We start from the raw sequence: 20,225 nt of genomic DNA, 5'->3' as shown, positions 1-20,225 counted from the left end.
GACGACCGGCATTCCGCGACGAAACACACCGCGGTTTTGCCGCACAATCGGAACACCCCGGCGACGATTGCGGCCCGGGCAGCGGGCCGGCGCGGAGCTGGGCAAGTCGGAACGGAGTGGTCGTGCCCGGTCGCGTCGAGATCGATAATGTCCAACCCGTCGTCTCGTGCGGCGCATACCCTGCCAAAGCGGTGGTCGGCGAGGTAGTCCCGGTCAAGGCCTCGGTATGGCGCGAAGGCCACGAGGCGGTAGCAGCCACCCTCGTGGTGCGCTACCTCGGGGCCGACTACCCGCACGTTGCCGACATACGCGGGCTCAAGGCGGTCCAGGCCCCCGAGGCCAGCCCGGTAACCAGGCCGGCCCCATCGCAGCGCGTCAAACCGCTGCTGCTGCCAATGACAATGGGCGAGGAGCCGTACGTTTTCCACGGCCAGTTCACCCCCGACCGCGTCGGATTGTGGACCTTCCGGGTCGACGGCTGGGGTGACCCGATCCACACCTGGCGCCATGGACTGGTGGCCAAGCTGGACGCCGGACAAGGTGAGACGGAGCTGTCCAACGACCTGTTGGTTGGCGCCGCCCTGTTTGAACGCGCCGCGACCGGTGTGCCACGCCAGCAGCGCCAACCCTTGCTGCAGGCTGCAGCGGCGCTGCGGACTCCCGGGGATCCGCTGACCCGCACCGCGCTGGCCCTGACGTCGGAGATCGATGAACTTCTGACCAGCTTTCCGCTGCGGGAGCTGGTGACCCGGGGCGAGCAGTTCGGGGTCTGGGTGGATCGGCCGTTGGCCCGCTTCGGCGCCTGGTACGAAATGTTTCCGCGCTCGACCGGGGGGTGGGACGCCGACGGCAACCCCGTGCACGGGACCTTTGCCACCGCCGCGGCGGCGCTCCCCCGCATCGCCGCGATGGGATTCGACGTTATCTACCTGCCGCCTATCCATCCGATCGGCAAGGTGCACCGCAAGGGCCGCAACAACAACCCCACCGCCGCTTCCGGCGATGTCGGATCACCCTGGGCCATCGGTAGCGCCGAAGGTGGTCACGACGCGGTTCACCCGAAGCTGGGCACCATCGACGACTTCGACGATTTCGTCGCCGCGGCGCGCAAGCTCGGCATGGAAGTGGCCCTGGACCTCGCGCTGCAGTGTGCCCCGGATCATCCGTGGGCACGCGCACATCGCCAGTGGTTCACCGAACTGCCCGATGGCACCATCGCCTACGCGGAGAATCCGCCGAAGAAGTATCAGGACATCTATCCGCTCAACTTCGACAACGATCCTGCAGGGCTCTACGACGAAGTGCTGCGCGTGGTGCGACATTGGATCGACCACGGCGTCAAGTTCTTTCGGGTTGACAATCCACACACCAAGCCTCCCGATTTCTGGGCCTGGTTGATCTATCAGGTGAAGTCGGCCGACCCCGACGTGCTGTTCTTGTCCGAGGCGTTCACCCCACCGGCCCGCCAGTACGGTTTGGCCAAACTGGGTTTCACCCAGTCCTACAGCTACTTCACGTGGCGCACGGCCAAGTGGGAGCTCACTGAGTTCGGCAATGACATCGCCGAACTCGCCGACTACCGTCGGCCCAACCTGTTCGTCAACACCCCCGACATCCTGCACGCCGTCCTCCAGCACCACGGCCCCGGCATGTTTGCCATTCGTGCGGTGCTGGCGGCGACCATGGGTCCGGCGTGGGGTGTGTATTCCGGTTACGAGCTGTTCGAGCACCGCGCGGTGCGAGAGGGCAGTGAGGAGTACCTGGACTCGGAGAAATATGAATTGCGTCCCCGCGACTTTGTGGGCGCACTCGCCGAAGGCAGATCCCTGGAGCCGTTCATCGCCCGTCTCAACGAAGTTCGCCGGCTGCATCCCGCCCTGCAGCAGCTGCGCACCATTCATTTCCATCACATCGACAACGACGCATTGCTGGCCTATAGCAAGTTCGATCCGACCACCGGCGACTGCATATTGGTGGTGGTGACGCTCAACGCGTTCGGCCCCGAGGAAGCAACGCTGTGGTTAGACATGGCAGCTTTGGGTATGGAGCCCTACGAACGGTTTTGGGTGCGCGATGAGATTTCGGGCGAGGAATACCAATGGGGGCAAGCCAATTACATCCGCATTGACCCCGGGCGGGCAGTCGCCCACATCATCAACATGCCGCTCATACCGTACGAATCCCGAACCACGCTGCTACGCAGGAGGTGAGGCCCGATGAGCCGAACCGAGAGCCGAACCAACCACATCGCCGGGATGCACCTGGCGCCCGAACCAGCTGCGCTCGCCCGCTTGCTGGCCGGTGCACACCACAATCCACACGACATCCTGGGCGCCCACGAGTATGGCGACCACACCGTGATCCGGGCTTTGCGCCCCCACGCGGTCAGCGTGGTCGCGCTCGTCGGTGCTGACCGGTTTCCCATGCAACACATCGATTCCGGCCTATTCGCTGTCGCGCTGCCGTTCGTCAACCTCATCGACTACCGGCTGCAGGTGACCTACGAGAGTTCCGACCCGTACACCGTCGCCGACGCCTACCGATTTCTGCCGACCCTGGGCGAAGTCGACCTGCACCTGTTCGCCGAGGGCCGCCACGAACGCCTTTGGGACGTGCTCGGTGCCCATCCTCGCTCGTTCACCACAGCCGACGGTGTCGTCGACGGGGTGTCATTTGCGGTGTGGGCACCCAACGCCAAGGGCGTCAGCTTGATCGGCGAATTCAACGGGTGGACCGGCAACGACGCCCCGATGCGGGTGCTGGGATCTTCCGGGGTATGGGAATTGTTCTGGCCTGGCTTCCCCCCCGACGGTCTGTATAAGTTCCGGGTCCACGGCGCCGACGGCGTCGTCACCGAACGTGCCGACCCGTTCGCGTTCTGCACGGAGGTGCCACCGCAGACCGCATCTCGGGTGACGGTGAGCACCTACAACTGGGATGACAACGACTGGATGGCGCAGCGCGCACGACGGAATCCGGTATTCGAGCCGATGAGCACCTATGAGGTCCATCTCGGCTCGTGGCGTCCTGGGCGCAGCTACCGTCAGCTTGCCAAGGAACTCACAGATTACGTTGTGGCACATGGGTTTACCCATGTCGAACTGCTGCCTGTCGCCGAGCACCCGTTCGCCGGATCGTGGGGATATCAGGTCACGTCCTACTACGCGCCAACTTCACGCTTCGGCACACCCGACGATTTCCGGGCGCTGGTCGACGCGCTGCACCGCGCTGGTGTTGGTGTCATTGTGGATTGGGTGCCAGCGCACTTTCCCAAGGACGCCTGGGCATTGGGACGGTTTGACGGGACGCCGCTTTACGAGCATTCCGATCCGAAACGCGGAGAGCAATTGGATTGGGGCACTTACGTATTCGACTTCGGTCGCCCTGAGGTGCGAAACTTCCTGGTGGCCAACGCGTTGTACTGGCTGCAAGAGTTCCACGTCGACGGCTTGCGCGTGGACGCGGTGGCATCGATGCTCTACCTTGACTACTCGCGCCCCGAAGGCGGCTGGACCCCGAACATCTACGGCGGGCGGGAAAACCTGGAAGCGGTGCAGTTCCTGCAGGAGATGAACGCCACGGCACACAAAGTGGCACCGGGCGTGGTCACCATCGCCGAGGAGTCAACCTCGTGGCCCGGTGTGACTCGAGCGACTAACCTTGGCGGCCTGGGCTTCTCGATGAAATGGAACATGGGTTGGATGCACGACACACTCGACTATGTCGGCCGAGATCCCATATACCGCAACTACCACCACCACGAGATGACCTTCTCGATGCTGTATGCGTTCAGCGAGAATTACGTACTGCCGCTCAGCCACGACGAGGTGGTCCACGGCAAGGGCACCCTGTGGGGGCGGATGCCGGGCAACAATCACGCGAAGGCCGCCGGGCTGCGCAGCCTGCTCGCCTACCAGTGGGCGCATCCGGGCAAGCAACTGTTGTTCATGGGCCAGGAATTCGGCCAGCGCGCCGAATGGTCGGAGCAGCGCGGTCTGGACTGGTTCCAACTCGACGAAAACGGTTTCTCCAACGGCATTCTGCGCCTCGTGCGCGACATCAACGACATCTACCGCGGCCACCCGGCGCTGTGGAGTCAAGACACCACCCCCGAAGGCTATTCGTGGATCGACGCCAACGACTCGGCCAACAATGTCTTGAGCTTCCTGCGTTATGGCACCGATGGCTCGGTCATGGCTTGCGTGTTCAATTTCGCAGGGTTGGAACACAGCGGCTACCAGCTCGGCCTGCCGTGCGCCGGCCGCTGGCGTGAGGTGCTCAACACCGACGCGACGGTCTACAACGGATCAGGGATCGGCAATCTCGGTGGTGTTGACGCAACCGACGAGCCCTGGCACGGCCGCCCGGCGTCGGCGGTGCTGGTGCTGCCGCCCACGTCGGCGTTGTGGTTGGAGCCTGTGTAGCGCGAGCTGCCGCAGAGCTCAGCAGAGCGCTACTGGGCAAACTGCACAACGCTGCAGCGCAGATTGTGGCCATTCTGTGGTCGAAAAGCCACTACTCCGCTCGATCGAATGATCGATACTGACCGGCGATGAGCCTTGTCGGGAGGTATGCGGAATGTCATTTTTGATCACGACCCCTGAGGTAGTGACCGCAGCGGCGGCGGATCTGTCCAGAATCGGGTCAGCGATCGGCGCGGCCAACAGCGCCGCGGCGACTTCCACCACCGAGGTCCTGGCCGCCGGTGCCGATGAGGTGTCGGCGGCGGTCGCGGCGCTGTTTGGTCAGCACGCTCACACCTATCAGGCGCTCAGTGCGCAGGCAGCGGGATTTCATAGCCAGTTCGTGCAGGCCTTAGCCGCCGGCGCCAGCTCGTACGCCAGCGCGGAGGCCGCGGCCGCGTCCCCGCTTGAGGCATTGCTCAACGTCATCAATACGCCCACCCAGTTGTTGTTGGGGCGTCCACTGATCGGCAACGGAGCCAACGGGGCTCCCGGGACAGGGCAAAACGGCGGGGCCGGCGGGTTGTTGTACGGCAACGGCGGAGCCGGAGGGTCCGGCGCACTCGGCCAGGCCGGCGGCGCCGGTGGGGCAGCAGGACTTTTCGGCGCCGGCGGCGCCGGCGGCGCCGGCGGCGATGCCCCTACCGGCACCGGCGGCACTGGCGGTGCCGGCGGCAGCGGCGGGCTACTGTGGGGCGCCGGCGGAACCGGTGGGGCCGGCGGTAACGGCTACACCGGCAATGGCGGTGTCGGCGGGGCCGGCGGTGCGTCTTGGCTGTTCGGCTCTGGAGGCATCGGCGGCGCAGGCGGGGGCGGCGGCAACGCCGGAATGTTGGCCGGCTCGGGCGGCGCCGGCGGCGCCGGCGGGCACGGCAGCATAGCCGGCGACGGCGGCGCCGGCGGCAACGCCGGCCTGCTCTACGGCGACGGCGGCACCGGCGGTGTCGGCGGGATTGGCATCGCCGGTAACGGCGGGACCGGCGGGCACGGCGGCAAGGCCGGCCTCATCGGCAACGCCGGCGCTGGGGGTGCCGGCGGGTTAAGCATTGCGGCGGCCGGCGGTAACGGCGGGGCCGGCGGCGATGCCCAGTTGATCGGCAATGGCGGTAACGGCGGTAACGGAGGGCTTGGCGAGACGTCGGGCGCCGGCGGCGTCGGCGGCGCCGGTGGGATCCTGGGCCTGCCTGGCATCAACGGCTTATAGGACTCCTAGCCCACCTCGGCTCGGCGGCTAATAAAGTGCGTTGGCGAGGTTGCGCCGGCCCGCGATCACCTCGGGGTCCGCGGGGTCGAAGAGCTCGAAAAGCTCGATAAGCCTGGTACGTACCTTGGTGCGCTCGTCGCCAGATGTACGGCGCACCAACACAATTAACCGATCGAACGCCGCAGTGACATCCTGGTTGAGGATTTGCACATCGGCTGCCGCCAGCGCGGCGTCGATATCATCCGGTGCGGCGTCGGCGATGACGACGGCATCGGGCCGCTGTGCAGTTGCGCGCGTGAGGAATTCGATCTGCCGGATGGCCGCTTTCGCTTCGACGCTGCCCGGATCGGAATCCAAGATCGCTTGGTATGACTTCTGCGCGGCGTCGAAGTCGCCCGCCTCGAGTTCCCGTCTCGCCTGTGCGACGACTGGATCGACTTCGGTTGACTCCTCGGAACCCCTTGGGCCCTTGAGCTTTCCAGCCGTCGCCGAAACCAGGGAGTCCAGCCAGCGCCGTAGCTGATCGGCGGGCTGTGGCCCCTGGAAGCTCGAGATCGGCTGTCCTGCCGCCAATGCCACCACGGTCGGAACGGCTTGGACGCCGAATATCTGGGCCACTCGAGGCGCCACGTCAACGTTGACCGACGCCAACCACCACTTGCCTTTGTCGGCAGTAGCCAGGCCGGTCAGCGTGTCAAGCAGGTCGACGCACACGTCGCTGCGCGGTGACCACAACAAAACCACCACCGGCACTTCGTCGGACCGGACGATCACCTCGTCCTCGAAGTTGACCTCGGTGATGTCGGTGACGCCTGGGCCACCCGCGCCGGCGGGCTCCGCCGACGGCGTCCGGCCCGCTGCGTCCGACCCAGCTGCGCTTTGTTGAGCCCGCTGCTTGAGGCCGGACAGGTCGACCGCACCAGCCATTGCAGGCCCAATCGGGGGTCGCGGACGCGTCACGGCATCAAGTCTGTCACGCCGCCTCGGTCCCGGTTCACCCGGTCGCGCCGACCCGCATATCGCTGAAAAGCGGCTTCCAACGCGCCGCGTTCGGCAGCTATGACCAATCTCACACCAACGTCCGCAGACATCGCTCCAGCAACGTCGCGGTGGGGGCCGCCTTAACCCGCCCGCAGGATCAACGCGTCGCCCTGGCCGCCAGCACCGCACAGCGCCGCGACCCCGTAGCCCGAGCCACGGCGCGCCAACTCCAGCGCCACGTGCAGGGTAATTCGCGCTCCCGACATACCGATTGGATGCCCGACGGCAATCGCGCCCCCGTTGACGTTGACAATCTCGGGATTTACCCCAAGTTCCTTGGTCGATGCCAGGGCCACCGCGGCGAACGCTTCGTTGATCTCTATGACATCGAGCTGGTCGACCGAGATGCCTTCGCGGTCAAGCGCCTTCTTGATCGCGTTGGCCGGCTGCGATTGCAGGGTGGAATCCGGCCCGGCCACCACGCCGTGCGCAGCGATCTCGACCAGCCACGTCAGGCCCAGCTCCTGGGCCTTTTCCTTGTTCATCACCACAACCGCGGCGGCACCGTCGGAGATTTGCGACGCCGAGCCGGCGGTGATGGTGCCATCCTTGCGAAACGCCGGTTTAAGCCCCGCCAGTGAGTCCGCAGTGGTGTTGGCGCGAATACCTTCGTCTTCGCTGAACTGCAGTGGATCACCCTTGCGCTGCGGGATATTCACCGGGACCACTTCGTCGGTGAACACGCCGTCCTTCCATGCCGCAGCCGCTTTCTGGTGCGACTGCGCGGCGTATTCGTCCTGTTCCCGACGGGTGAATTTGTCGACGTCGTTGCGCTGCTCGGTCAGAGCACCCATCGGCTGGTCGGTGAACACGTCGTGCAGACCGTCATAGGCCAAGTGGTCCAAGACCGTGACGTCGCCGTACTTGTAGCCGGCCCGGCTATCCATCAACAGGTGGGGTGCCTTCGTCATGGACTCCTGCCCACCGGCCACCACAACGTCGAACTCGCCGGCCCGAATGAGCTGGTCAGCAAGGGCGATGGCATCGATGCCGGACAGGCACATCTTGTTGATGGTCAGCGCCGGCACGTCCCAACCGATACCAGCAGCGACCGCCGACTGGCGCGCCGGCATTTGGCCTGCTCCCGCGGTGAGCACCTGACCCATGATCACGTACTCGATCAAGGACGCCGGTGCCTCGACATTTGGAAAGGCCTTCTCCAGGGCACCCTTAATCGCAATGGCGCCCAGATCGCTGGCGCTGAAATCCTTCAGCGAACCCATTAGCTTGCCTATAGGCGTCCGGGCTCCAGCAACGATCACCGACGTCGTCATGACTACCTCCTTGGGGGCACTGGAACACCGATCCGGGATACCGGAAACGCAGATTCTTTGTCTTGAGGTTACCGTTGTGTGATGACTACTGATCAAGTTGACGCGCGTCACGTTCTGGCCACCGCTCTGGTGACCGGTCTGGACCATGTCGGCATTGCCGTCGCCGACCTGGACGCTGCGATCGAGTGGTACCACAACCACCTGGGCATGATCCTGGTGCACGAGGAAGTTAACGATGATCAGAAAATCCGCGAGGCGATGCTGGCGGTGCCAGGGTCCACCGCGCAGATCCAGTTGATGGCCCCTAGCGACGAGTCATCGGCGATCGCGAAGTTCTTGGACAAGCGCGGACCCGGCATCCAACAGCTCGCCTGTCGGGTCTCCGATCTCGACGCCCTATGCCAGCGACTGCGCAGCCAAGGCGTCCGGCTGGTCTACGAAGCCGCCCACCGCGGAACGGCAAACTCACGGATCAACTTCATCCATCCGAAGGACGCCGGCGGAGTTCTGATCGAATTGGTGGAACCGGCGCGCTAAGACCACCTTCGGGTTGGACTGCGGTTGGCGCGGTTGGCCCAGCACGGTGTGTGCCAGTGCCGGCGGTCTTGAACCGCTCCCGGCAATTCAGCCGGCCAAACCACAACATGCGCAGTGCCAGAACGGATTTCGTGATCGCATCCCGGGCAGCGATAGGTCTTGACGGCGCGGGACGCCGCGACCGGACGCACTTCGTATTCGTAGCCATCGGGTCCGGTTTCCAGCCGGCCCAGCGTCGAGAACGCCGGGTGTTGCCGGCGTGGCGATTTACGACGCCGAGCCATCAGAACAACCGGTACTCGTCGCTATCCATCCCCCGCATCTGGTCGTAATCCAATGTCACACAACGGATACCGCGATCAGTGGCCAGCGTGCGGGCCTGTGGCTTGATCTGTTGAGCGGCGAACACGCCTTTAACCGGCGCGAGAACGCTGTCGCGATTGAGCAATTCGAGATAACGAGTAAGTTGCTCCACACCGTCAATCTCGCCACGCCGCTTGATTTCCACTGCGACCGAGCCACCCCGTTCATCGCGGCATAGCAGGTCGACGGGCCCGATCGCGGTCATGTACTCACGGCGGACCAACGTGTACCCATCGCCCAGCAGTTGGACATGCTCAGCTAGCAACGCCTGCAAATGGGCCTCCACGCCGTCCTTGACCAGACCGGGGTCCACACCCAGTTCGTGGCTGGAGTCGTGCTCGATCTCCTCGACGGTGATACGCAGCTGTTCGCCGGCCTTATTCGCGACGACCCACACGGGCGACTCACCGTTGAGCTCTTCGGTAAACCAGCACGGCGGGCTCATCCAGTTCAACGGCTTGTAGGCGCGGTCGTCGGCGTGCACACTAACCGATCCGTCGGCCTTGAACAGCAGCAGCCTGCGCGCGGAGGGCAGATGCGCGGTAAGCCGACCAACGTAGTCCACGGTGCACTGAGCAATGACTAGACGCACCCGAACCACCTTAGAGCGTGTCCAACGAATTTAGCTGTCGCACCAGGTTGGCGATGAAGACTGTGTGGACAGGCCACATCGCACCCGACAGGCTGCTGACAACCTCCGGGGCACCGCACCGTGCCCACGAAAAGGGGTGCGTCCATTGGCTTTTGGGCGAGACGGCGACGCTTCGTGGGCACGCCCAGCCCACCAATCGGCCCACCCGTCTTGATGCAGCTGTTGAGCCGCTCGAGCCCCGCCGACCGAAACGAATTAGGCTGACGCCAACATGTCGCCGAAGAAGGCTGCCAAGAAAAGCACTGCACAGCGCTTGGGCCGGGTGCTCGAGCGGGTTACTCGGCAAAGCGGGCGACCCGATACCCCTGCATACGGCTCCTGGCTGCTCGGGCGAGTTTCGGAGAGCCGACAACGCCGGCGCGTACGCATCCAGGTCATCCTGACCGTGGTGATCGTGGGCGCCAACCTGCTCGGTATCGGCGTCGCCTTGCTTCTGGTAATGGTGGCCATTCCGACGCCCAGCGTGTTTGACAACGCGGTGTTGTGGATTACCTTTGGGGTCTCACCGGCATATATCATGCTTGCCCTGGTCATGGGCACCTACTGGATCACCCGGCGCACCGTCCTCGCGCTGCGTTGGGCCATCGAGGAACGCACCCCGACCCCCGAGGACGAACGCAACACCTTCATCGCCCCCTGGCGAATCGCGATCGTTGACCTCGTCCTCTGGGGAATCGGCGCGGCGCTGTTGACGACCTTGTACGGGATGGCCAACCACGCGTTCATCCCGCGGTTCCTGTTCGGGGTGAACTTTTGCGGCGTTCTAGTCGCCACCGGCAGCTACCTGCTGACCGAGTTTGCGCTGCGCCCGATCGCTGCCCAGGCACTCCAGGCGGGACCACCGCCGCGGCGGCTCGCGCCGGGGATCATGGGTCGAACCCTGACGGTGTGGCTGCTCGGTTCGGCCGTGCCCGTCATCGGCATTGGACTGGTGGCGTTCTTCGAGCTCTTGTTGCGGAACCTGACCCAGACCGAGTTCGCGGTCGCGGTGCTGATTCTGTGCGCGGCGACGGTGATCTTCGGATTCATCCTGATGTGGATCCTGTCCTGGCTGACGGCCACGCCGGTGCGGGTGGTACGTGCGGCACTGCGGCGCGTCGAGCAGGGCGACCTGCGCGGCAACCTGATCGTCTTCGACGGGACCGAACTCGGTGAGCTGCAGCGCGGTTTCAACGCGATGGTCGACGGCCTGCGTGAGCGCGAACGCGTACGCGACCTCTTCGGCCGGCACGTCGGGCGCGAAGTCGCCCTGGCGGCCGAACGCGAGCGACCAAAATTGGGAGGTGAGGAACGTCATGTCGCGGTGATATTCGTCGACATCATTGGCTCCACGGGGCTGGTGACCAGCCAGCCTCCGGCCAACGTCGTTAAGTTGCTCAATCGGTTCTTCGCGATCGTCGTCGAAGAGGTGGACCGCCATCGTGGACTGGTCAACAAATTCGAGGGCGATGCATCACTGGCCATCTTCGGCGCGCCAAATCGCCTCGAATGCCCCGAAGACCAGGCGCTGGCCGCCGCACGCACCATCGCCGACCGGGTGTCCAGCGAAGTGCCCGAGTGCCAGGCCGGCATAGGCGTGGCGGCGGGGCAGGTCGTCGCCGGCAACGTCGGCGCCAAAGAGCGGTTCGAATACACCGTGATCGGCGAACCGGTCAACGAGGCGGCGCGACTGTGCGAACTGGCCAAATCCCATCCGGGCAGACTATTAACGTCGTGGGAAACGCTGCGCGGCGCGAGCGAAAATGAGCGTGCCCGTTGGTCTTTGGGTGAGACCGTAACACTTCGCGGGCACAACAATCGTACCCAGCTGGCGAATCCGATCGAGCCGGCCGAGCCACGCAAATAGGCCCTGGCAGGGGCCGGCCCACTGTCTCGCGAAAACACTATCGTGTCGCTTTTCCGCCAGTCATGTCGGCGGGTAGGTGTAATTGTCGAAGTGTGCATGAAGATTTCGAGCGCTGCTACCGAGCGGTCCAGGCCAAGGACGCCCGGTTTGACGGATGGTTCGTCATTGCGGTGCTAACCACCCGGATCTACTGCCGGCCCAGTTGCCCCGTAAGGCCACCGTTCGCCCGCAACGTACGGTTCCTCCCAACCGCGGCGGCGGCTCAACGGGAAGGCTACCGAGCCTGCAAGCGATGCCGTCCCGACGCATCTCCGGGTTCTCCGGAATGGAACGTGCGCGGTGACGTCGTCGCGCGGGCAATGCGACTCATCGCCGACGGCACAGTGGACCGTGAGGGTGTCACCGGCCTTGCCGCCCATCTTGGGTACACCACACGCCAACTAGAGCGGCTGTTGCAGGCCGAGGTCGGCGCCGGCCCGCTTGCGCTGGCGCGCGCCCAACGCATGCAGTCCGCCCGGGTGCTGATCGAGACGACTGACCTGCCATTTGGCGATGTCGCATTCGCGGCTGGATTTTCCAGTATCCGCCAGTTCAACGCGACCGTGCGCCTGGTCAGTGACGCCACGCCGACGGCGCTGCGCAAACGCGCAGCCGCCCGGTACGGGTCCGCCACCCCCTCCGCGGGGACGGTCTCGCTTCGGCTGCCAGTGCGCACACCGTTCGCGTATGAGGGTGTTTTCGGTCATCTGGCTGCCAGTGTGGTCCCAGGTTGCGAAGAGGTCCGCGATGGTGCATACCGTCGCACGCTGCGGCTCTCGTGGGGCAACGGCCTAGTCAGCTTGACGCCGGCACCCGATCATGTCCGCTGCGTGCTGGTGCTCGACGACTTCCGGGACCTTTCGGCAGCTACCGCGCGCTGCCGGCGGCTGCTCGACCTTGACGCCGATCCTGAAGCGGTGGTCGAAGCACTCAGCGCCGACCCGGATCTGGGTCCGGTGGTGTCCAAGGCACCCGGCCAACGTATTCCCCGCACAGTTGACGAGGCCGAGCTCGCGATTCGCGCGGTCCTAGGTCAACAGGTATCCACTAAGGCGGCACGAACCCACGTGGGCAGGCTGGTAGCCGCGTATGGACATCCGATACAAGATGATGTGGGCGCATTGACCCACACCTTCCCTTCCATCGAGCGGCTCGCCGAGATCGACCCAATACATCTGGCCGTCCCCAAATCACGTCAACGCACGCTACAAGCTCTAGTCGCTGGCCTTGCCGACGGAAGTATCACCCTGGACGCAGGGTCCGACTGGACATGTGCGCGCAATCAATTGCTGTCGCTGCCGGGTGTTGGTCCCTGGACCGCTGAGGTAGTCGCCATGCGCGGCCTAGGTGACCCAGACGCGTTTCCGGTCAGTGACCTCGGTGTAAGGCTGGCGGCGGAGCAATTGGGCCTGCCCAAGCAACAACGCAGCCTCACCGAGCGCAGTACCCGTTGGCGTCCTTGGCGCTCCTACGCCACCCAACATTTGTGGACCACGCTCGAGCATCCGGTAAACCGATGGCCTCTTGAAGGCCACCACGGGAGTCACCAAAGGAGGTTGCATGATTAACTACCGCACCATCGATAGTCCAATTGGACCGTTGACGCTGGCCGGATATGGCTCGGTGTTGACAAACTTGCGAATGGTCGACCAAACCTACGAGCCGAGTCGCAGCGGCTGGACGCCCGATCATGCGGCATTTGCAAAGGCCGTCGATCAACTCAATGCGTATTTCGCGGGTGAGCTCACTGACTTCGACATCGAGCTGGATCTGCGAGGGACCGAGTTTCAGCAGCGGGTGTGGAAAGCATTGCTGACAATCCCGTATGGGGAAACACGGTCCTACGGAGAAATCGCCGACCAGATCGGCGCGCCCGGCGCGGCACGCGCTGTCGGATTGGCGAACGGCCATAATCCCGTCGCCATCATCGTGCCATGTCATCGCGTAATTGGCGCCAGCGGGAAACTGACCGGGTACGGTGGCGGACTCGATCGGAAACAAACTCTGCTGGAATTGGAGAAAAACCGAGAATCGGCGGATTTGACGTTGTTTGATTGACATGCAAAAACACCCCCGGCTTGCGGGGGTGTTTTTGTGTATGTTCGGCGGTGTCCTACTTTTCCACCCGGATGGGCAGTATCATCGGCGCTGACAGGCTTAGCTTCCGGGTTCGGGATGGGACCGGGCGTTTCCCTGTCGCTATTACCGCCGTAACTCTATTTAAAATTGTACTGGTGGGGGGTGTGGTGTTCAACGACAAATAGTCGTGAAACTAAATAGTGGTTGCGATCTTGTGTGTTAGTAAGTTTTCGGCCGGTTAGTGCCAGTTCCCTACGCCCATTACTGAGCTTCCAGGTCTGGCCTATCGATCCCGTGTTCTGCGGGGGGCCTTATCCCTCTAAAAGGGTGAGAAGCCTCATCTTGGAGAAGGTTTCCCGCTTAGATGCTTTCAGCGGTTATCCTGTCCGAACGTGGCTATCCAGCGGTGCCCCTGGTGGGACAACTGGTGGACCAGAGGTTCGTCCGTCCCGGTCCTCTCGTACTAGGGACAGGTTTCCTCAAGCTTCTGACGCGCGCGGCGGATAGAGACCGAACTGTCTCACGACGTTCTAAACCCAGCTCGCGTGCCGCTTTAATGGGCGAACAGCCCAACCCTTGGGACCTGCTCCAGCCCCAGGATGCGACGAGCCGACATCGAGGTGCCAAACCATCCCGTCGATATGGACTCTTGGGGAAGATCAGCCTGTTATCCCCGGGGTACCTTTTATCCGTTGAGCGACACCCCTTCCACTCGGGGGTGCCGGATCACTAATCCCGACTTTCGTCCCTGCTTGACGTGTAAGTCTCGCAGTCAAGCTCCCTTGTGCATTTACACTCGCCACCTGATTGCCGTCCAGGTTGAGGGAACCTTTGGGCGCCTCCGTTACATTTTAGGAGGCAACCGCCCCAGTTAAACTACCCGCCAGGCACTGTCCGTGAACCGGATATACGGTTCGACGTTAGGTGTCCAATACGATCAGAGTGGTATTTCAACAACGACTCCGCCTCAACTGGCGTTGAGGTTTCACAGTCTCCCACCTATCCTACACAAACCGTACCGAACACCAATACCAAGTTGTAGTGAAGGTCCCGGGGTCTTTTCGTCCTGCCGCGCGTAACGAGCATCTTTACTCGTAGTGCAATTTCGCCGAGTCTATGGTTGAGACAGTTGAGAAGTCGTTACGCCATTCGTGCAGGTCGGAACTTACCCGACAAGGAATTTCGCTACCTTAGGATGGTTATAGTTACCACCGCCGTTTACTGGGGCTTAAATTCTCCGCTTCACCCTTGCGGGTTAACGGGTCCTCTTAACCTTCCAGCACCGGGCAGGCGTCAGTCCGTATACATCGTCTTGCGACTTCGCACGGACCTGTGTTTTTAGTAAACAGTCGCTTCTCACTGGTTTCTGCGACCGGATCCCGCTCCCACCGCAAGGGTGTTCACGATATTCCGGTCCCCCTTCTCCCGAAGTTACGGGGGCATTTTGCCGAGTTCCTTAACCATAGTTATCTCGTACGCCTTGGTATTCTCTACCTGACCACCTGTGTTGGTTTGGGGTACGGGCCGTGTGTGTGCTCGCTAGAGGCTTTTCTTGGCAGCAGAGGATCACCGAATTCGCCTCAACCGGCTATGCATCACCTCTCAGGATTAGTGAGCGACGGATTTGCCTATCGCTCTCCCTACAGGCTTGCCCCAGTATTACCACTGACTGGTACGGCTGCCTTCCTGCGTCACCCCATCGCTTGACTACTACCAGCGAAGGTCCCACGCAGCCCCAGAACTCCACGCCCCCGAAGGGGAATGATCGATCCGGTTTTGGGTGGTTAGTACCGCTGATTCATCACGGGCGCCCACACACGGGTACGGGAATATCAACCCGTTGTCCATCGACTACGCCTGTCGGCCTCGCCTTAGGTCCCGACTCACCCTGGGCGGACTGGCCTGGCCCAGGAACCCTTGGTCTTTCGGCGGGCAAGGTTCTCACTTGCCTTGTCGCTACTCATGCCTGCATTCTCACTCCCCCACCCTCCACCACCGGTCACCCGGCGGCTTCGCTGAATGAGGGACGCTCCCCTACCCACACCCACCTTGCGGTGGATGTGCCGCGGCTTCGGCGGGGTGCTTGAGCCCCGCTACATTATCGGCGCACAATCACTTGACCAGTGAGCTATTACGCACTCTTTCAAGGGTGGCTGCTTCTAAGCCAACCTCCTGGTTGTCTCTGCGACTGCACATCCTTTCCCACTTAGCACACGCTTTGGGGCCTTAGCCGGCGATCTGGGCTGTTTCCCTTTCGACGTACGGAGCTTATCCCCCGCCGTCTCACTGCCACGTTTGACACCACGGCATTCGGAGTTTGGCTGACGTCAGTAACCTAGTAGGGCCCATCGGCCATCCAGTAGCTCTACCTCCGTGGTGAACCACGCAACGCTGCACCTAAATGCATTTCGGGGAGAACCAGCTATCACGGAGTTTGATTGGCCTTTCACCCCTACCCACAGCTCATCCCCTCAGTCTTCAACCTAAGTGGGTTCGGGCCTCCACGCGGTCTTACCCGCGCTTCACCCTGGCCATGGGTAGATCACTCCGCTTCGGGTCCAGAACATGCCACTACACCCCTTACGGGGATACGCCCTATTCAGACTCGCTTTCGCTGCGGCTACCCCACACGGGTTAACCTCGCGACATGTCCCTGACTCGCAGGCTCATTCTTCAAAAGGCACGCCATCACCCCACAAGGAGGCTCTGACGGATTGTAGGCACACGGTTTCAGGTACTCTTTCACTCCCCTCCCGGGGTACTTTTCACCATTCCCTCACGGTACTAATCCGCTATCGGTCATCGAGAAGTATTTAGGCTTACCGGGTGGTCCCGGCAGATTCACAGCAGATTCCACGGGCCCGCTGCTACTCGGGAACTGATACAAGGCAGGTGCCGGGTTTTCGCGTACCGGGCTCTCACCGTCTGCGGCAGACCATCCCAGGCCACTTCCGCTAACCGCGACACTTTCTGACTGCCCCTCAGCTGGGTAGAGCTGAGACGTATCACTCCCACAACCCCGCACACACAACCCCTACCCGGTTACCCATGCGTGCGGTTTAGCCATGTTCCGCGTTCGCTCGCCACTACTTGCGGAATCACAATTGTTTTCTTCTCCTACGGGTACTGAGATGTTTCACTTCCCCGCGTTCCCTCCCGCACCCTATATATTCAGATACGGGTAACACGACATAACTCGTGTTGGGTTTCCCCATTCGGAAATCCTCGGATCCACGCTCGGTTGACAGCTCCCCGAGGCATATCGCAGCCTCCCACGTCCTTCATCGGCTCTCGATGCCAAGGCATCCACCATGTGCCCTTAGACACTTACAAACACTACAAAAACCAAAGAATTAAAATTGCACATCTAAATGGATTCGCAACCCTACGGGTAGCGCATCCAATTGATGCTCGCAACCACTATCCAATTCTCAAACACCACACCCCACCACCAAGATGGTGGGGACAACACCTTGGAACAAGCCCGAGTGTTGCCTCAGGACCCAATAGTGTGTCTGGCTTGTTTGTTGTCGTGCACCCGGCTCTCGTCCACTACAGACGAAAACCCCTCACGGCTTACACCCCACCAGTTGGGGTGCTTTTCGTGGTGCTCCTTAGAAAGGAGGTGATCCAGCCGCACCTTCCGGTACGGCTACCTTGTTACGACTTCGTCCCAATCGCCGATCCCACCTTCGACAGCTCCCTCCCAAGGGTTAGGCCACTGGCTTCGGGTGTTACCGACTTTCATGACGTGACGGGCGGTGTGTACAAGGCCCGGGAACGTATTCACCGCAGCGTTGCTGATCTGCGATTACTAGCGACTCCGACTTCACGGGGTCGAGTTGCAGACCCCGATCCGAACTGAGACCGGCTTTAAAAGGATTCGCTTAACCTCACGGCATCGCAGCCCTTTGTACCGGCCATTGTAGCATGTGTGAAGCCCTGGACATAAGGGGCATGATGACTTGACGTCATCCCCACCTTCCTCCGAGTTGACCCCGGCAGTCTCTCACGAGTCCCCGGCATTACCCGCTGGCAACATGAGACAAGGGTTGCGCTCGTTGCGGGACTTAACCCAACATCTCACGACACGAGCTGACGACAGCCATGCACCACCTGCACACAGGCCACAAGGGAACGCCTATCTCTAGACGCGTCCTGTGCATGTCAAACCCAGGTAAGGTTCTTCGCGTTGCATCGAATTAATCCACATGCTCCGCCGCTTGTGCGGGCCCCCGTCAATTCCTTTGAGTTTTAGCCTTGCGGCCGTACTCCCCAGGCGGGGTACTTAATGCGTTAGCTACGGCACGGATCCCAAGGAAGGAAACCCACACCTAGTACCCACCGTTTACGGCGTGGACTACCAGGGTATCTAATCCTGTTCGCTCCCCACGCTTTCGCTCCTCAGCGTCAGTTACTGCCCAGAGACCCGCCTTCGCCACCGGTGTTCCTCCTGATATCTGCGCATTCCACCGCTACACCAGGAATTCCAGTCTCCCCTGCAGTACTCCAGTCTGCCCGTATCGCCCGCACGCTCACAGTTAAGCCGTGAGATTTCACGAACAACGCGACAAACCACCTACGAGCTCTTTACGCCCAGTAATTCCGGACAACGCTCGCACCCTACGTATTACCGCAGCTGCTGGCACGTAGTTGGCCGGTGCTTCTTCTCCACCTACCGTCAATCCGAGAAACCCGGACCTTCGTCGATGGTGAAAGAGGTTTACAACCCGAAGGCCGTCATCCCCCACGCGGCGTCGCTGCATCAGGCTTGCGCCCATTGTGCAATATTCCCCACTGCTGCCTCCCGTAGGAGTCTGGGCCGTATCTCAGTCCCAGTGTGGCCGGACACCCTCTCAGGCCGGCTACCCGTCGTCGCCTTGGTAGGCCGTCACCCCACCAACAAGCTGATAGGCCGCGGGCCCATCCCACACCGCAAAAGCTTTCCACCTAAAGGCATGCGCCTTGAGGTCCTATCCGGTATTAGACCCAGTTTCCCAGGCTTATCCCGAAGTGCAGGGCAGATTACCCACGTGTTACTCACCCGTTCGCCACTCGAGTACCCCCGAAGGGGCCTTTCCGTTCGACTTGCATGTGTTAAGCACGCCGCCAGCGTTCGTCCTGAGCCAGGATCAAACTCTCCAAACAAAAACCCCTCGATAACGAGGTGAATTTACAATCAGAGATACCTGACAAGACACCAAAAACTGGCATCTGAAAATGCGACTACACCTACACACGGGGAGTGCAAGGTGTAGTCAAAAAAACAACAACAAACAAAAACACCAAACACACTATTGAGTTCTCAAACAACACGCTCGCTTGTTTTTGCCCTCTTCGGGGCAACCCTGCCAGCTTAATACAGATCAGGCAGAGGAGTCAACCCCCGGTTTTTGGTCATCTTGTGTAGTAACCGTGCTATCGGGGGCCGGTGTCTACGAGCATACCCGCTCAATCTCGCCTCCCAAACCAACGAGGTTCTCCACGAACAACGGGTAGCCCCGATCGATGTGGAAGACGTCGTGGACCTCGGTGTCGCCGTCGGCGACCAATCCCGCCAGCACCAAGCCGGCACCGGCGCGGATGTCGGAACACCAGACCGGCGCACTCGAGAGTTGCGCGAGACCCCGCACCACGGCGTGGTGACCGTCGGTGCGGGCGTCGGCGCCAAGCCGGATCATCTCTTCGACGAACCGAAACCGCGCCTCGAAGACGTTCTCCGTGATCATCGAGGTTCCATCGGCGATCGACGCCAAGGCAATGGCCATCGGCTGCAGATCGGTCGGAAAACCGGGGAACGGCAACGTCGCCACGTTGACGGCCTTCGGGCGCTCGTACTGGACAACACGGAAACTGTCGTCGGTCTGGGTTACGGTGGCGCCCGCGTCGTGCAACTTGTGCAGTACCAACTGAAGATGGGCCGGATCGACGCCCGTCACCGTTATGTCACCGCGAGTCATGGCGGCAGCGATGCCCCACGTCGCGGCCACAATGCGGTCTCCGATCACGCGGTGCTCGGTCGGATACAGTCGCGGAACACCGGTGATGGTCATCGTCGGCGAACCCGCACCTTCGACCTGCGCACCCATCTGGTTCAACATCGTGCAGAGGTCGACTACGTCGGGCTCGCGCGCCGCGTTGTGAATTGTGGTGACGCCCTCGGCTACGACGGCGGCCATCAGAATGTTCTCGGTGGCCCCCACCGAGGGAAATTCCAACTGAATCTCCGCGCCCCGCAATGTATCTGCCTGGGCCACGACGCACCCATGCTCGATGTTGCAGTGTGCGCCCAGTTGCCGCAGGCCCGCCTGGTGCATATCCAGCGGACGAGATCCGATCGCGTCGCCACCTGGAAGCGCGACCCTTGCCTGCTTGCATCGACCGACCAGCGGCCCCAGCACGCAAACCGAGGCCCGGAACTGGCGCACCGCGGCGAAGTCGGCGTCGTACTTCGGCTCGTCGGGTGAGGTGATGCGGGCCACGTCACCGTCGAGTTCGACGGTAGCGCCTAGCCCACGCAGTACCTCCGCCATCAACGGCACATCGAGGATGTCGGGACAGTTGGTGATGGTGCTGGTGCCCTCGGCCAACAACGTTGCGGCCATAAGTTTGAGAACACTGTTCTTGGCACCCCCGACAGCTACTTCGCCTGACAACCGGTTGCCACCAGTCACGACGAAACGCTCTGCCACCCGGGTTAGTGTAGTGAAGCGCTATCGGCTTTGTC

At 62.2% G+C, this 20,225-nt stretch carries 11 protein-coding genes, 3 rRNA genes and 1 pseudogene; 7 read left to right on the top strand and 8 right to left on the bottom strand.

The features are described 5' to 3' along the window. Positions 1-122: 122 nt before the first annotated feature. From MSIMFI_RS14400 to MSIMFI_RS14390, 3 genes and pseudogenes are all read left to right on the top strand, one after another. On the top strand, positions 123-2,210 hold the full coding sequence (locus MSIMFI_RS14400) for a maltotransferase domain-containing protein (protein WP_224770188.1): 2,088 nt from the start codon (positions 123-125) through the stop codon (positions 2,208-2,210). A 6-nt stretch (positions 2,211-2,216) separates the two neighbouring features. Next, positions 2,217-4,424 (top strand): 1,4-alpha-glucan branching protein GlgB, encoded by a 2,208-nt coding sequence (glgB, locus tag MSIMFI_RS14395; protein ID WP_191497698.1) that lies wholly within the window; start codon positions 2,217-2,219, stop codon positions 4,422-4,424. 154 nt (positions 4,425-4,578) lie between these two features. Beyond that, a pseudogene (locus MSIMFI_RS14390) lies at positions 4,579-5,661 on the top strand (PE family protein); the annotation flags it as partial. A 33-nt stretch (positions 5,662-5,694) separates the two neighbouring features. Here MSIMFI_RS14390 and MSIMFI_RS14385 read toward each other — a convergent pair. Together MSIMFI_RS14385 and MSIMFI_RS14380 are read right to left on the bottom strand one after the other, a co-directional pair. Further along, complete coding sequence (locus MSIMFI_RS14385) at positions 5,695-6,627, bottom strand: thioredoxin family protein (RefSeq protein WP_191497696.1); 933 nt, start codon at positions 6,625-6,627, stop codon at positions 5,695-5,697. Between the two features lie 161 nt (positions 6,628-6,788). Next, the gene (locus tag MSIMFI_RS14380) at positions 6,789-7,982 is read right to left on the bottom strand and encodes an acetyl-CoA C-acetyltransferase (RefSeq protein ID WP_191497695.1); all 1,194 of its coding nucleotides are present in this window, start codon (positions 7,980-7,982) and stop codon (positions 6,789-6,791) included. A 78-nt stretch (positions 7,983-8,060) separates the two neighbouring features. On the opposite strand from MSIMFI_RS14380, the gene mce reads away from it, so the two are divergent. Next, positions 8,061-8,519: a methylmalonyl-CoA epimerase gene (gene mce / locus MSIMFI_RS14375; protein WP_191497694.1), complete on the top strand. Its 459-nt coding sequence runs from the start codon at positions 8,061-8,063 to the stop codon at positions 8,517-8,519. Here mce and MSIMFI_RS14370 read toward each other — a convergent pair. Both MSIMFI_RS14370 and nucS read right to left on the bottom strand, forming a co-directional pair. Continuing rightward, entirely contained in the window at positions 8,516-8,803 is a 288-nt protein-coding gene (locus MSIMFI_RS14370; RefSeq protein ID WP_191497693.1) for a hypothetical protein, read from the bottom strand. The genes mce and MSIMFI_RS14370 overlap by 4 nt on opposite strands. Further along, the gene (nucS, locus tag MSIMFI_RS14365) at positions 8,803-9,474 is read right to left on the bottom strand and encodes an endonuclease NucS (RefSeq protein WP_186244098.1); all 672 of its coding nucleotides are present in this window, start codon (positions 9,472-9,474) and stop codon (positions 8,803-8,805) included. Before nucS ends, MSIMFI_RS14370 begins: the two co-directional genes overlap by 1 nt. Before the next feature lie 271 nt (positions 9,475-9,745). Between nucS and MSIMFI_RS14360 the strand changes: the two genes are divergently transcribed. From MSIMFI_RS14360 to MSIMFI_RS14350, 3 genes are all read left to right on the top strand, one after another. Beyond that, positions 9,746-11,380, top strand: a complete 1,635-nt coding sequence (locus tag MSIMFI_RS14360) for an adenylate/guanylate cyclase domain-containing protein (RefSeq protein WP_191497692.1) — start codon at positions 9,746-9,748, stop codon at positions 11,378-11,380. A gap of 92 nt (positions 11,381-11,472) precedes the next feature. Next, positions 11,473-12,987 (top strand): DNA-3-methyladenine glycosylase 2 family protein, encoded by a 1,515-nt coding sequence (locus tag MSIMFI_RS14355; protein ID WP_191497691.1) that lies wholly within the window; start codon positions 11,473-11,475, stop codon positions 12,985-12,987. Beyond that, positions 12,980-13,477 carry a methylated-DNA--[protein]-cysteine S-methyltransferase gene (locus tag MSIMFI_RS14350; RefSeq protein ID WP_191497690.1) on the top strand — a complete coding sequence of 166 codons (498 nt, stop codon included), beginning with the start codon at positions 12,980-12,982 and terminating at the stop codon, positions 13,475-13,477. The genes MSIMFI_RS14355 and MSIMFI_RS14350 overlap by 8 nt, the downstream gene beginning before the upstream one ends. Before the next feature lie 42 nt (positions 13,478-13,519). Here MSIMFI_RS14350 and rrf read toward each other — a convergent pair. The 4 genes from rrf to murA all read right to left on the bottom strand — a co-directional run bounded on the left by rrf (position 13,520) and on the right by murA (position 20,190). Next, positions 13,520-13,632: ribosomal RNA gene (rrf, locus tag MSIMFI_RS14345) — 5S ribosomal RNA — on the bottom strand. A gap of 84 nt (positions 13,633-13,716) precedes the next feature. Next, positions 13,717-16,831 (bottom strand): 23S ribosomal RNA (locus MSIMFI_RS14340). Between the two features lie 285 nt (positions 16,832-17,116). After that, positions 17,117-18,646 (bottom strand): 16S ribosomal RNA (locus MSIMFI_RS14335). Together the 16S, 23S and 5S rRNA genes form the textbook arrangement of a ribosomal RNA operon. A 287-nt stretch (positions 18,647-18,933) precedes the next feature. After that, a complete protein-coding gene (gene murA / locus MSIMFI_RS14330) occupies positions 18,934-20,190 on the bottom strand; it encodes a UDP-N-acetylglucosamine 1-carboxyvinyltransferase (RefSeq protein WP_186244102.1) in 1,257 nt (418 codons plus the stop codon). Positions 20,191-20,225: the final 35 nt, after the last annotated feature.

This window comes from Mycobacterium simulans, assembly GCF_900232995.1.
GTDB classification, from domain to species: domain Bacteria; phylum Actinomycetota; class Actinomycetes; order Mycobacteriales; family Mycobacteriaceae; genus Mycobacterium; species Mycobacterium simulans.
This window is presented reverse-complemented; position numbering and strand designations above follow the sequence as displayed.

What these genes read in the sequence shown, in the direction of transcription:
- MSIMFI_RS14370 (WP_191497693.1), bottom strand. Translation starts at nt 8,803, where the DNA reads ATGGCTCGGCGTCGTAAATCGCCACGCCGGCAACACCCGGCGTTCTCG.
- MSIMFI_RS14380 (WP_191497695.1), bottom strand. Translation starts at nt 7,982, where the DNA reads ATGACGACGTCGGTGATCGTTGCTGGAGCCCGGACGCCTATAGGCAAG.
- MSIMFI_RS14350 (WP_191497690.1), top strand. Translation starts at nt 12,980, where the DNA reads ATGATTAACTACCGCACCATCGATAGTCCAATTGGACCGTTGACGCTG.
- MSIMFI_RS14360 (WP_191497692.1), top strand. Translation starts at nt 9,746, where the DNA reads ATGTCGCCGAAGAAGGCTGCCAAGAAAAGCACTGCACAGCGCTTGGGC.
- glgB (WP_191497698.1), top strand. Translation starts at nt 2,217, where the DNA reads ATGAGCCGAACCGAGAGCCGAACCAACCACATCGCCGGGATGCACCTG.